Source organism: Pseudomonas sp. LD120 (genome assembly GCF_009861525.1).
Classification (GTDB): Bacteria; Pseudomonadota; Gammaproteobacteria; order Pseudomonadales; family Pseudomonadaceae; genus Aquipseudomonas.
Map to the genome: position 1 here is coordinate 1,371,683 of NZ_WVHL01000005.1, position 14,144 is coordinate 1,385,826.

At 61.5% G+C, this 14,144-nt stretch carries 10 protein-coding genes; 8 read left to right on the forward strand and 2 right to left on the reverse strand.

All coding sequences use genetic code 11. The annotated features are described in order from the left end of the window. The first annotated feature begins 152 nt into the window (after positions 1-152). From lepA to pdxJ, 6 genes are all read left to right on the forward strand, one after another. Entirely contained in the window at positions 153-1,952 is a 1,800-nt protein-coding gene (gene lepA / locus PLD_RS20575; protein WP_159895937.1) for a translation elongation factor 4, read from the forward strand. 5 nt (positions 1,953-1,957) lie between these two features. Next, positions 1,958-2,812: a signal peptidase I gene (gene lepB, locus PLD_RS20580; protein ID WP_159895939.1), complete on the forward strand. Its 855-nt coding sequence runs from the start codon at positions 1,958-1,960 to the stop codon at positions 2,810-2,812. A gap of 216 nt (positions 2,813-3,028) precedes the next feature. After that, entirely contained in the window at positions 3,029-3,718 is a 690-nt protein-coding gene (rnc, locus tag PLD_RS20585; protein WP_159895941.1) for a ribonuclease III, read from the forward strand. After that, on the forward strand, positions 3,711-4,613 hold the full coding sequence (era, locus tag PLD_RS20590; protein ID WP_019094760.1) for a GTPase Era: 903 nt from the start codon (positions 3,711-3,713) through the stop codon (positions 4,611-4,613). The genes rnc and era overlap by 8 nt, the downstream gene beginning before the upstream one ends. Positions 4,614-4,783: 170 nt before the next feature. Beyond that, on the forward strand, positions 4,784-5,473 hold the full coding sequence (gene recO / locus PLD_RS20595; RefSeq protein ID WP_159895943.1) for a DNA repair protein RecO: 690 nt from the start codon (positions 4,784-4,786) through the stop codon (positions 5,471-5,473). 49 nt (positions 5,474-5,522) lie between these two features. Next, positions 5,523-6,269, forward strand: coding sequence for a pyridoxine 5'-phosphate synthase (pdxJ, locus tag PLD_RS20600; protein WP_159895945.1), 747 nt, complete (start codon positions 5,523-5,525; stop codon positions 6,267-6,269). Between the two features lie 66 nt (positions 6,270-6,335). On the opposite strand, the gene mltF is transcribed toward pdxJ, so the two are convergent. Continuing rightward, the gene (gene mltF / locus PLD_RS20605; RefSeq protein ID WP_159895947.1) at positions 6,336-7,796 is read right to left on the reverse strand and encodes a membrane-bound lytic murein transglycosylase MltF; all 1,461 of its coding nucleotides are present in this window, start codon (positions 7,794-7,796) and stop codon (positions 6,336-6,338) included. Between the two features lie 286 nt (positions 7,797-8,082). On the opposite strand from mltF, the gene purL reads away from it, so the two are divergent. Then, positions 8,083-11,979 carry a phosphoribosylformylglycinamidine synthase gene (gene purL / locus PLD_RS20610; protein WP_159895949.1) on the forward strand — a complete coding sequence of 1,299 codons (3,897 nt, stop codon included), beginning with the start codon at positions 8,083-8,085 and terminating at the stop codon, positions 11,977-11,979. 5 nt (positions 11,980-11,984) lie between these two features. Then, positions 11,985-12,296, forward strand: coding sequence for a YqfO family protein (locus PLD_RS20615; RefSeq protein WP_159895951.1), 312 nt, complete (start codon positions 11,985-11,987; stop codon positions 12,294-12,296). Between the two features lie 123 nt (positions 12,297-12,419). Here the strand turns inward: PLD_RS20615 and nagE are convergent, their stop codons facing one another. Beyond that, entirely contained in the window at positions 12,420-14,126 is a 1,707-nt protein-coding gene (gene nagE / locus PLD_RS20620; protein ID WP_159895953.1) for an N-acetylglucosamine-specific PTS transporter subunit IIBC, read from the reverse strand. Between the last annotated feature and the right edge of the window lie 18 nt (positions 14,127-14,144).

Consider the following 14,144-nt stretch of genomic DNA (forward strand, 5'->3'; position numbering starts at 1 on the left):
GTGATGCAGCGCGACGCCCCGGTCTTTGGTCCGGGGCGTTTTTGCATTTGACAAACGCTGACAGGCAAGCGTGACGCTTGTGCCGAGTATCAGGTACAATTCCCGGCTATTTTTCGGCGGGCCATGCCTGCAGCCTTTTTGAGTGTTCATCCGTGAGTGATTTGAGTCATATCCGCAATTTCTCCATCATCGCCCACATTGACCATGGCAAGTCGACTCTGGCCGATCGCTTTATCCAGATGTGCGGCGGCCTGGCCGATCGCGAAATGGAGGCCCAGGTTCTGGACTCCATGGACCTTGAACGTGAGCGCGGGATCACCATCAAGGCCCACAGCGTTACCCTCTATTACAAAGCCAAAGATGGTGTGACCTACCAGCTGAACTTCATTGATACCCCGGGCCACGTCGACTTCACCTATGAAGTCAGCCGCTCCCTGGCGGCCTGTGAAGGTGCTCTGCTGGTGGTGGATGCCGGCCAGGGTGTTGAAGCCCAGTCGGTGGCCAACTGCTACACCGCCATCGAGCAAGGCCTGGAAGTGATGCCGGTGCTGAACAAGATCGACCTGCCACAGGCCGATCCGGAACGGGTCAAGGAAGAGATCGAGAAGATCATCGGCATCGACGCCACCGACGCCGTGACTTGCAGCGCCAAGACCGGTCTGGGTGTGGGCGAGGTGCTTGAGCGCCTGGTGACCACCATCCCGGCGCCAACCGGCAACATTGAAGACCCGCTGCAAGCGTTGATCATCGACTCCTGGTTCGACAATTACCTGGGGGTCGTGTCCCTGGTGCGTGTGCGTCATGGCCGGGTGAAGAAAGGCGACAAGATCCTGGTTAAATCCACTGGCAAGATCCACCTGGTGGACAGCGTCGGTGTGTTCAACCCGAAGCACACCGCGACCGCCGACCTGAAGGCCGGTGAAGTGGGCTTCATCATTGCCGGTATCAAGGACATTCACGGGGCGCCGGTGGGCGACACCCTGACCTTGAACTCGACCCCGGACGTCGAAGTGCTGCCGGGGTTCAAGCGTATCCAGCCGCAGGTGTACGCCGGTCTGTTCCCGGTCAGCTCCGACGACTTCGAGGACTTCCGCGAAGCCTTGCAGAAGCTCACTCTCAACGACTCGTCGCTGCAGTACACGCCGGAAAGCTCCGATGCCCTGGGCTTCGGCTTCCGCTGCGGGTTCCTCGGCATGCTGCACATGGAAATCATCCAGGAGCGCCTGGAGCGCGAATACGACCTGGACCTGATCACCACCGCGCCGACGGTTATTTTCGAGTTGTTGCTGAAAAATGGCGAGACGATCTACGTCGATAACCCATCCAAGCTGCCGGATCTGTCGGCCATCGAAGACATGCGCGAGCCGATCGTGCGGGCCAACATTCTTGTGCCGCAAGAGCACTTGGGCAACGTCATAACCCTGTGCATCGAGAAACGCGGTGTGCAGCACGACATGCTGTTCCTCGGCAGCCAGGTCCAGGTGACCTACGATTTGCCGATGAACGAAGTGGTGTTGGACTTCTTCGACCGTTTGAAATCCACCAGTCGCGGCTATGCTTCGCTGGATTACCACTTCGACCGTTATCAGTCGGCTAATCTGGTCAAGCTCGATGTACTGATCAACAGTGAGAAGGTCGACGCCCTGGCGTTGATCGTCCACCGTGACAACGCCCACTACAAAGGGCGTGCGTTGACCGAGAAGATGAAGGAACTGATTCCTCGGCAGATGTTTGACGTGGCAATCCAGGCCGCCATTGGTGGGCAGATTGTGGCGCGGACAACCGTCAAGGCGCTCAGAAAGAACGTACTGGCCAAATGCTACGGTGGTGACGTTAGCCGTAAGCGCAAGCTGTTGGAAAAGCAAAAGGCCGGTAAGAAACGCATGAAGCAAGTGGGCAACGTGGAAATTCCACAAGAAGCCTTCCTTGCTGTGCTCAGGTTGGATAGTTAGGTCCTATGTCACTAAATTTCCCGCTGTTGCTGGTCATCGCTGTCTTCGTGTGCGGTTTCTTGGCGTTGCTCGATCTGGTGTTTCTGGCGCCTCGTCGACGCGCGGCCATCGCCAACTATCAGGGCAGCGTCAGCCAGCCGGATGGGCTGGTGCTCGAGAAACTGAACAAGGAGCCGTTGCTGGTTGAATACGGCAAGTCGTTCTTTCCAGTGTTGTTCCTCGTTCTGGTGCTGCGTTCGTTCCTGGTGGAACCGTTTCAGATTCCATCGGGCTCGATGAAGCCGACCCTGGACGTTGGCGACTTCATTCTGGTGAGCAAGTTTTCTTACGGGATCCGTCTGCCGGTGATCGACAAGAAAGTCATCGATGTCGGTGATCCGCAGCGCGGTGATGTGATGGTGTTCCGTTACCCTAGCGACCCGAGCGTCAACTACATCAAGCGTGTGGTTGGCCTGCCGGGCGACACGGTGCGTTACACCGCCGATAAGCGCCTGTTCGTCAATGGCGAGTCGGTTGCCGAACAACTGGTCGGATCGGAGCCAGGCATGCTCGGCACTGCCGAGCTGTACAAGGAGCAGCTCGGCGAGGCAGAGCACCTGATCCGCAAGGAAATGAGTCGCTACCATGCCGCGCCTGACCATACCTGGACCGTGCCGGCCGGGCACTACTTCATGATGGGCGACAACCGCGACAACTCCAACGACAGTCGCTACTGGGATGACCCGAACATTCCCAAAGAGTTGCTGGGCATGGTTCCCGACAAAAATATCGTCGGCAAGGCCTTCGCAGTCTGGATGAGCTGGCCCGAACCGAAACTCAGCCACCTGCCGAATTTCTCGCGGGTTGGCCTGATCAAGTAATCACACACGGCGCTGTTGAACACAGCGCCGAATGCTTTTCTGGCTCTTGTGTAAAACGGCCTTGCCTTCGGGCGGCCCGTGACAGGTTTATTGCCAGCAGCATGCAGTCAACGATATTCAGGATGTGGATTTGAACACAGCGTTAATTGCCACCCGCACCTCGTGCGCGGCCCCTAGGATGGCGAGTTTCGGTAACGAAATCAGTGTGGGTAAACCGTGAGCGTTTCTTTGAGCCGTCTCGAGCGTCAGCTCGGTTATTCCTTCAAGGACCAGGAACTGATGATCCTGGCCCTGACTCACCGCAGCTTTGCCGGGCGTAATAATGAACGCCTGGAGTTTCTCGGTGATGCGATTCTTAACTTCGTGGCGGGCGAGGCGTTGTTTGAGCGTTTCCCCCAGGCCCGCGAAGGCCAGTTGTCGCGTTTGCGTGCGCGCCTGGTGAAAGGTGAAACACTGGCCGTGCTGGCCCGGGGGTTCGACTTGGGCGAGTACCTGCGCCTGGGTTCCGGCGAATTGAAGAGCGGTGGTTTTCGTCGTGAATCGATCCTGGCCGATGCCTTGGAGGCCTTGATCGGCGCGATCTACCTGGATGCCGGCATGGAAACGGCCCGTGACCGCGTACTGTCCTGGCTGACCTCGGAGTTCGAGAGCCTGACCTTGGTGGACACCAACAAAGACCCCAAGACCCGGCTGCAGGAGTTCCTCCAGTCCCGCGCCTGCGAACTGCCACGCTACGAAGTGGTGGATATCCAGGGCGAGCCGCACTGCCGGACATTCTTCGTGGAATGTGAAGTCACCTTATTGAACGAAAAAAGCCGAGGTCAGGGTGTGAGTCGTCGTATTGCCGAACAGGTAGCGGCCGCTGCAGCACTGATTGCCCTGGGCGTGGAGAATGGCCATGACTGATTCAACCGCAACACGCTGTGGCTATGTCGCCATCGTCGGCCGCCCCAACGTGGGCAAGTCGACGCTGCTCAACCACATCCTCGGCCAGAAGCTGGCGATCACCTCGCGCAAGCCTCAGACCACTCGTCACAACATGCTCGGGATCAAGACCGAAGGCGCGATCCAGGCGATCTACGTCGACACCCCCGGCATGCACAAGAGCAACGAGAAGGCGCTGAACCGTTACATGAACAAGACCGCCTCGGCGGCCTTGAAAGATGTTGATGTGGTGATCTTCGTGGTGGACCGTACCAAGTGGACCGACGAGGACCAACTGGTGCTGGAGCGTGTGCAATACGTGCAGGGCCCGGTGATCCTGGCGATCAACAAGACCGATCGCATCGAGGATAAGGCCGAGTTGATGCCGCACCTGACCTGGCTGCAGGAGCAGTTGCCCAATGCCGAGATCGTCCCGGTGTCGGCTCAGCAGGGGCACAACCTCGAAGCCCTGGAAGGCCTGATTGCCAAGCATCTGCCGGAGAATGATCACTTCTTCCCGGAAGACCAGATCACCGACCGCAGCAGCCGCTTCCTCGCCGCGGAACTGGTGCGTGAAAAGATCATGCGCCAGTTGGGCGCCGAACTGCCGTACCAGATCACGGTGGAAATCGAAGAGTTCAAGCAGCAGGGCAAGACCCTGCATATTCACGCCTTGATCCTTGTCGAGCGCGACGGCCAGAAAAAAATCATCATTGGCGACAAAGGTGAACGAATCAAGCGCATCGGCATGGAAGCGCGCAAGGACATGGAGCTGCTGTTTGACTCCAAGGTCATGCTCAACCTTTGGGTCAAGGTCAAGGGTGGCTGGTCCGACGACGAGCGCGCCCTGCGTTCCCTGGGCTACGGCGACCTCTAAGCGCCCGGCTCTGATGTGGCGCGGGCTTGCTTGCGCCGTAGTGCAAAACGCTCTCAGGACCTGTTGATCGCGACGTGTTAGAGGCGTCGCGATGGCTCGTGTCGCGGCTGCTACGCGCCTCGGCGCGAGCCCGCCCCCCTCAGCGCATCTCACTTGAAAGTTGGACATTGATGTCTAGCAACGCCCCGGTCGGCCAACTCGCCTACGTCCTGCACAGCCGCGCCTATCGCGAAAGCAGCGCGCTGGTGGACTTTCTTACCCCTCAAGGTCGTCTGCGTGCCGTATTGCGCAACGCTCGGGGCAAAGCCGGGACCCTGGCCCGGCCCTTCGTTCCTCTGGAAGTCGAGTTTCGCGGCCGTGGCGAGTTGAAGAATGTCGGTCGCATGGACAGTGCGGGGATCGCCGGGTGGCTCAATGGCGAAGCGCTGTTCAGTGGCCTGTATCTGAATGAACTGCTGATTCGCCTGTTGCCTGCCGAAGATCCCCATCCAGCCGTCTTCGATCACTACGCGGCCACCTTGCAGGCCCTGGCTGAAGGTCGGCCGCTGGAGCCGCTGCTGCGAGCTTTCGAGTGGCGACTACTGGACGACCTGGGTTATGGCTTTGCGTTGGACAGTGACATTCACGGCGCGCCCATTGCTGCCGACGGTCTTTACCGACTGCAGGTGGACGCTGGACTGGAGCAGGTCTTCCTGCTGCAGCCGGGTTTGTTCAATGGCGCGGAGTTGCTGGCCATGGCCGAGGCTGACTGGAGTGCGCCCGGCGCGCTGTCGGCGGCCAAGCGGCTGATGCGCCAGGCCCTGGCCGTGCACCTGGGCGGCCGGCCTCTGGTCAGTCGCGAATTGTTTCGCAAGCCTTAGTCTCCCCGTATGCTGTGCGCCGCATCTTCATTTATTCAGGAGCGCTTCCGTGACCACCAGCAATCGCATTCTTCTTGGCGTGAACATCGACCACGTTGCCACTCTGCGTCAGGCCCGAGGTACTCGTTATCCTGATCCGGTCAAGGCAGCGCTGGACGCGGAAGAGGCAGGTGCTGACGGCATCACCGTGCACTTGCGCGAAGATCGCCGACACATTCAGGAGCGCGACGTGCTGCTGCTCAAAGATGTGCTGCAGACACGGATGAACTTCGAGATGGGCGTCACTGAAGAGATGATGGCCTTTGCCGAGCGCATCCGTCCGGCGCACATTTGCCTGGTGCCGGAAACCCGCCAGGAGCTCACCACCGAAGGCGGTTTGGATGTAGCAGGGCAGGAAGCGCGGATCAAGGCAGCGGTGGAGCGCTTGTCGCAGATCGGTTGCGAAGTGTCCTTGTTCATCGATGCCGACGAGCGTCAGATCGAGGCCTCCAAACGGGTCGGCGCGCCGGCCATCGAGTTGCACACCGGCCGCTATGCCGATGCCCAGACGCCGACTGACGTGGCCGATGAGTTGCAGCGCATCGTTGACGGGGTTGCCGTGGGGCTGGCCCAGGGACTGATCGTCAATGCCGGTCACGGCCTGCATTACCACAACGTCGAAGCGGTGGCGGCGATCAAGGGCATCAACGAGCTGAACATCGGCCACGCTCTGGTGGCTCATGCCTTGTTCGTCGGCTTCAAGGGGGCGGTAGCGGAAATGAAAGCCTTGATCCTGGCGGCTGCGGCCAAGGCCTGAATGACCTTCGCCGGCCAGCCGGCTCCTGCACAACCTCTGTAGGAGCCGGCTGGCCGGCGAATCTGTTTAGAGCTGCGGACTGTTTTCCGGCGGCTTGGTCTTGTTGACGCCCGGCACATGCAGCTCGCCTTCGGCGACCTGATCGCCTTCAAGCTGTGGCTGGGTTACCCAGGTCAGAATGTCGTAGTAACGACGGATGTTGGCGACGAAGTGCACCGGCTCGCCGCCCCGAGCGTAACCGTAGCGGGTCTTGCTGTACCACTGCTTCTGCGACAGGCGTGGGAGCATTTTCTTCACATCCAGCCACTTGTTCGGATTCAGCCCTTCCTTTCCCGCCAGCTTGCGGGCATCGTCCAGATGGCCGCCGCCGACGTTATACGCGGCGAGGGCAAACCAGGTGCGGTCCGGCTCCTCAATGTTGTCGTCCAACTGCTCCATGATGTAGGCCAGGTACTTGGCGCCGCCGCTGATGCTTTGCTTGGGGTCCAGGCGATTGGATACACCCATGGCCTGGGCAGTGTTCTGGGTCAGCATCATCAGCCCGCGTACGCCGGTCTTGGAGGTCACTTCGGCCTGCCACATCGATTCCTGGTAGCCGACGGCCGCCAATAGGCGCCAGTCGAGCTTTTCCAGCTTGGCCGAGGCTCTGAACTGTTTTTCATACTTGGGCAGGCGTTGCTGCAGATGTTGGGCGAAGGTGTAGGCACCCACATAGCCCAGCACGTCCACGTGGCCGTAATAGCGATCTTTCAGGCGTTGCAGGGTGCCGTTCTTATCGACCTTGTCGAGGAAACTGTTGATCTCGTTGAGCAGACTGTTGTCTTCGCCGGCGGCTACCGCCCAGCTCTGGCCGCGGGCGTCGCCCAGGTCGAAGGCCACCCGGACCTTGGGGAAGTACACCTGGTTCATCGCCAATTCGTTGGAGTCCACCAGGGTCAGGTCGATCTGCCCTTCATCCACCATGCGCAGCAAGTCGACCACCTCAACGGCGTCCGACTCTTCGTATTCGATAGCGGGGTATTTGAGCTTGAGCTGCGCCAATTGCTCGGCGTGGCTGCTGCCCTTGAGCACCATGATGTGCTTGCCCTCCAGGTTTTTTGCACTGGTAGGGCGAGAGCGGCCGTTGCGATAGATGACTTGCGGGGTGACTTGCAGATAGGGGTGGGAGAATCTGACTTGCTGCTTGCGCTGCTCGCTGCTCACCAGGCCGGCGGCAGCCAGCACCGGGCCTTTGGGCTGGCCCAGTTGATTGAACAGGTCGTCGAGATTGTCGGCGGTCTCGATTTTCAGCTCCACGCCCAGATCGTCGGCAAAGCGTTTCACCAGCTCGTATTCGAAGCCGGTTTCGCCGTTGCGATCCTGAAAATAGGTGGCGGGGCTGTTGCGGGTGATCACCCGCAAAACGCCATCCTCCTTTACGCGCTCAAGGGTGCTGGGTTTTTCAACACAGGCGCCGAGCATCAGGAAGAGTCCGGTAGCGATGAGCCATTTGGCGCAGCGCGGACGTAAAGCCATAGGGGAAAACATTGGCGCAGTATACGCAAAGGATAACGGCCGCCATATCTCGACAGTGAAGGGCTTGTCTGCTAGCGCTTGGCGAACTGGGCTGGAGCCCTCAAGAATGGGGCCTCGGGCGCGCAAATGACGATTAAAATAACCTGCGGCAATCGCACCAATAAACCTTTGTTATAAGACCAGGGGCCCGGGCCGACATCCGGAGGCGAGGGAGGTTGCGTTTCGAGTGCCGATGCCAGCGGTTTACGTTAGAATGCACGGCCTCAAAGCACACCCCCTTCCCGAGGCTGTCCCGAAGATGTTGATCCTGCGCGGCGCTCCTGCCCTTTCTGCCTTTCGCCACAGCAAGCTCCTTGAACAACTGAGCCAGAAGGTTCCAGCTGTCACTGGCCTGTATGCTGAATTCGCTCACTTCGCCGAGGTAACCGGCGTCCTGACCGGCGACGAACAGCAGGTGCTTGCGCGCCTTCTGAAGTACGGCCCCAGCGTTCCGGTACAAGAACCGAGCGGTCGTTTGTTCCTGGTCCTGCCGCGTTTCGGCACCATCTCGCCCTGGTCGAGCAAGGCCAGCGACATCGCCCGTAACTGTGGCCTGGCGAAAGTCCTGCGCCTGGAGCGCGGCATCGCCTTCTACGTCGCCGGTGAGTTCAGCGACGCCGATGCGCAGTTGATTGCCGATGCGTTGCACGACCGCATGACCCAGATCGTGGTGGCCAATCTGGAACAGGCCGCCGGGCTGTTCAGCCACGCCGAACCCAAGCCGCTGACCGCCATCGACATCCTCGGCGGCGGCCGCGCCGCGTTGGAACAAGCCAACAGCGAACTGGGCCTGGCCCTGGCCGAAGACGAAATCGATTACCTGATGACCGCCTTCCAGGGCCTCAAGCGTAATCCCCACGACATCGAACTGATGATGTTCGCCCAGGCCAACTCCGAGCACTGCCGCCACAAGATCTTCAACGCCAGTTGGGACATCGACGGCCAGAGCCAGGAAAAAAGCCTGTTCGGCATGATCAAGAACACCTACCAGATGCACAGCGAAGGTGTGCTGTCGGCTTATAAGGACAACGCGGCGGTGATCGTCGGTTCCGTTGCCGGACGTTTCTACCCGAACCCTGAAACTCGCCAGTACGGCGCGGTGCAGGAGCCGGTGCACATCCTGATGAAGGTCGAGACCCACAACCACCCGACCGCCATTGCTCCATTCCCTGGCGCCTCCACCGGTTCCGGCGGCGAAATCCGTGACGAAGGCGCCACCGGTCGCGGCGCCAAGCCCAAAGCCGGCCTCACCGGTTTTACCGTGTCCAACCTGCAGATCCCGGGCTTCGAGCAGCCGTGGGAAGTGCCATATGGCAAGCCAGAACGCATCGTCACCGCCCTCGACATCATGATCGAAGGACCGCTGGGCGGCGCTGCGTTCAACAACGAATTCGGCCGTCCGGCCCTGACCGGTTATTTCCGTACCTTCGAGCAATCCATTGCCACGCCTCGTGGCGATGAAGTTCGTGGTTACCACAAGCCGATCATGCTGGCAGGCGGCATGGGCAATATCCGTGACGAACACGTGCAGAAAGGCGAGATCACTGTCGGCTCCAAGCTGATCGTCCTCGGCGGCCCGGCGATGCTCATCGGCCTGGGCGGCGGCGCGGCATCCTCCATGGCCACCGGTACCAGCTCGGCGGACCTGGATTTTGCTTCGGTACAACGTGAAAACCCGGAAATGGAACGCCGTTGCCAGGAAGTCATCGACCGTTGCTGGCAACTGGGGGACAACAACCCCATCAGCTTCATCCACGACGTCGGCGCCGGTGGCCTGTCCAACGCCTTCCCGGAGCTGGTCAACGATGGCGGCCGCGGCGGTCGCTTCGAACTGCGCAACATTCCCAACGACGAGCCGGGCATGGCCCCGCACGAAATCTGGTCCAACGAATCCCAGGAGCGTTATGTCCTGGCGGTGGGCGCGGCGGATTTCGAGCGCTTCAAGGCCATCTGCGAGCGCGAGCGTTGCCCATTCGCGGTGGTCGGCGAAGCCACTGCCGAGCCACAGCTGACCGTGACCGACAGCCACTTCGGCAACAGCCCGGTGGACATGCCGCTGGAAGTGCTGCTGGGCAAGGCCCCGCGCATGCACCGTTCGGCGGTTCGGGAAACCGAGTTGGGTGATGATTTCGATCCAAGCACCCTGGATATCGCCGAGAGCATCAAGCGCGTCCTGCATCACCCGGCCGTGGCCAGCAAGAGCTTCCTGATCACCATCGGCGACCGCACCATCACCGGCCTCGTGGCTCGCGACCAGATGGTCGGCCCATGGCAGGTGCCGGTGGCTGATGTGGCCGTGACCGCCACCAGTTTCGACGTCTACACCGGTGAAGCCATGGCCATGGGCGAGCGCACGCCGCTGGCCCTGCTGGATGCCCCGGCGTCCGGCCGTATGGCGATCGGCGAAACCCTGACCAACATCGCGGCGTCGCGGATCAACAAGATCAGCGACATCAAGCTCTCCGCCAACTGGATGTCCGCTGCCGGCCACCCGGGCGAAGACGCACGTCTGTACGACACCGTCAAGGCGGTGGGCATGGAGCTGTGCCCCGAGCTGGGCATTACCATCCCGGTGGGCAAGGACTCGATGTCCATGGCCACCCGCTGGAACGAAGAGGGCGTGGACAAGAGCGTCACCTCGCCGCTGTCGCTGATCGTGACCGGCTTCGCGCCAGTGACGGACATCCGTCAGACCCTGACCCCGCAACTGCGCATGGACAAGGGCACTACCGACCTGATCCTGATCGACCTCGGTCGCGGGCAGAATCGCATGGGCGCCTCGATCCTGGCCCAGACCCACGGCAAGCTTGGCAGCCAGGCGCCGGACGTCGACGACGCCGAAGACCTGAAAGCCTTCTTCGCCGTGATCCAGGGCCTCAACGCCGACGGCCACCTGCTGGCCTACCACGACCGTTCCGATGGCGGTCTGCTGGTCAGCGCCGTGGAAATGGCCTTCGCCGGTCACTGCGGGCTGAACCTGACCCTCGATGCCGTAGCGGAAAATGCGGGGGAAATCGCCGCCATCCTGTTCAACGAAGAACTGGGTGCGGTGATCCAGGTGCATCAGGACGCGACTCCAGACGTGCTGGCGCAGTTCAGTGCCGCCGGCCTGGGCGACTGTGTAGCGGTGATCGGTCAACCGATCAACAACGGTGAAGTGAGCATCTCCTATAACGGCGAAAGCGTATTCACCGGCCAGCGCCGTCTGCTGCAGCGTCAGTGGTCCGAGACCAGCTACCAGATCCAGCGCCTGCGGGACAACGCCGAGTGCGCCGAGCAGGAATTCGATGCCCTGCTGGAAGAAGACAATCCGGGCCTGAGCGTCAAGCTGGGCTTCGACGTCAACCAGGACATCGCCGCGCCTTACATCAAGAAAGGCCTGCGTCCCCAGGTGGCGGTGCTGCGCGAGCAGGGTGTCAACGGCCAGGTGGAAATGGCTGCGGCTTTCGACCGCGCCGGCTTCAACGCCATCGACGTGCACATGAGCGATATCCTCGCCGGTCGTGTCGACCTCAACGACTTCAAGGGCATGGTTGCCTGCGGTGGCTTCTCCTACGGCGACGTACTGGGCGCCGGTGAGGGCTGGGCCAAGTCGGCGCTGTTCAACAGTCGTGCGCGGGATGCCTTCCAGGGCTTCTTCGAGCGGACCGACAGTTTCACCCTGGGTGTGTGCAACGGTTGCCAGATGATGTCCAACCTGCACGAGTTGATCCCGGGCAGCGAGTTCTGGCCGCACTTCGTGCGCAACCGCTCCGAGCAGTTCGAAGCCCGGGTGGCCATGGTCCAGGTCCAGGAGTCGAACTCGATCTTCCTGCAGGGCATGGCCGGTTCGCGGATGCCGATCGCCATCGCCCACGGTGAAGGCCATGCGGAGTTCGAAAGCGAAGAAGCACTGCTGGAAGCCGATCTGTCCGGTTGCGTGGCCCTGCGCTTCGTCGACAACCACGGCAAGGTCACCGAGCGTTACCCGGCCAACCCGAACGGTTCGCCACGCGGGATCACCGGTCTCACCAGCCGCGACGGTCGCGTCACCATCATGATGCCGCACCCTGAGCGGGTGTTCCGTGCCGTGCAGAACTCCTGGCGTCCGGATGACTGGAACGAAGACGCGGCGTGGATGCGCATGTTCCGCAACGCTCGTGCCTGGGTGAATTGAGGCGGATGTACAAGCTCAGCTTCTTCGTGCCTCCCAGCCATGTGGAGCTGGTCAAGAGCGCTGTGTTCGCCGCCGGTGGCGGATGCATCGGCACTTACGACCAGTGCGCCTGGCAGGTGCTCGGCCAGGGCCAGTTTCGCCCGTTGGACGGCAGCCAGCCGTTTCTCGGGCAGACCGGTCAGGTGGAGCGAGTGGAGGAATGGAAAGTCGAGCTGGTGGTGGCCGATGAACTGATTGCTGACGCAGTGGCGGCCCTCAAGCACAGCCATCCCTATGAGACGCCGGCTTATGAGGTCTGGCGCCTGGAAGCGTTCTGAAGTTATCCACCGATAAAAAGCCCGCTGAACCGGAGACGCTCAGCGGGTTTTTTTGTGCCTTTTCGCCCGCAAGCCGGCGCCGGCGGGAGTGCAGTCGCGGCCGACTTGCCAGCGACAGCATCGTCAAGCGTCCGCCACTACCTCCTGGCGCAGCAGGGTTTGCAAGGCCGCTTGTAATCCTCCGGCTTTCTCACCAATCAGCACGTGCCAGACATCCCCGTCCAGTCGCCGCGTACCCTGGCAACCCAGTGCCTGGAGTGCCGACTCCGACAAGTCCTGGCTGTCGCTCAACTGCACCCGCAGGCGGGTCAGCGCAACGCAGTCGGTCTGTAGCAGGTTGTCGCGGCCACCCAGGGCGTTGAGCCATTGCTGGGCTTCTTGGGGGGGGATGTCGATCGGCTGTGGATCCCCTTCACGGAGCGGCGCTGCCACTGTGCCGGTCGAGGTCGGCAGGGCCTGACGGATTGCATCGGCAATGCTGTCGGCCATCGGCCCTACCACCACCTGCAAACTGCCACCCTTGCCGGGTCGGACCACAGCCATGGCGCCCAAAGTTTTCAGTTCGGCGTCCGCAGCCAGGCTGCGATCGGCCAGTTCCAGGCGCAGGCGCGTGGTGCAGGCGCCGACGGTGATCAGGTTGCCCGCGCCGCCCAGGGCCTTGATGTAGGCCGCGGCGCGCTGATCGGCGTTGAGTTCGGGTTTCTCGCCGGAGGGGGTGTCTTCGCGTCCCGGTGTCTTCAGGTTGAAGCGGCGGATGCAGAAGTCGAACACCAGGTAGTACACCAGCGCATACAGCAGCCCCACTGGAAACACCTTCCAGCCATTGGTGGAGCGGCCCCAGCCCAGGGCCATGTCGATGGCGCCTCCGGAGAAGGTGAAGCCCAGGTGGATGTTCAGCAGATTGGTCAGGGCCATGGCCAGGCCGGTCAGCAGTGCATGCGCCAGGTACAGCAGCGGGGCGAGGAACATGAAGGCGAATTCGATGGGCTCGGTGACCCCGGTCAGAAACGAGGTCAGGGCCATGGATAGGAAGATCCCGCCCATTACCTTGCGCCGCTCCGGGCGGGTATTGCGGTACATGGCCAGGCACGCGGCGGGCAGGCCGAACAGCATCACCGGGAACATTCCGGTCATGAACTGGCCGCCGTTGGGGTCGCCGGCGAAGTAGCGAGTCAGGTCGCCGGTGACCACGGCGCCGGTGCTCGGGTCGGTGAAACTGCCGAAGATGAACCAGGCCATGTTGTTCAGAATGTGGTGCAGGCCGGTGACGATCAGCAGGCGATTGAGCACCCCGAAGACGAAGGCACCGAAGCTGCCGCTCTCCAGCAGCAACTGGCCGAAGCTGTTGATGCTGTGCTGGATTGGCGGCCAGATCAGGCCGAACGCCACCCCCAGGCCAACGGCGCTGAAACCGGTGGCAATGGGCACGAAGCGCCGGCCACCGAAGAACGCCAGGTACTCCGGCAGCTTGATGTCCTTGAAGCGGTTGTACAGGGCTCCGGCCATCAACCCGCTGATGATCCCGGCGAGCATGCCCATGTTGATGCTGGCGTCCAGCACCTTGAGGGTCGAGATCATCACCAGGTAGCCGATGGCCCCGGCCAGTCCGGCGGTGCCGTTATTGTCCTTGGCAAAGCCCACGGCGATGCCGATGGCGAAGATCAACGCCAGATTGCCGAAGATCGACTGACCAGCGTCGTGGATGATGGCGATGTTCAGCAGGTCGGTGTCACCCAGGCGCAGCAACAGGCCGGCAATCGGCAGGATGGCGATGGGCAGCATCAGGGCGCGGCCGAGGCGTTGCAGGCCTTCGATGAAGTACTGGTACATGGCGTCTCTCCGGGAATT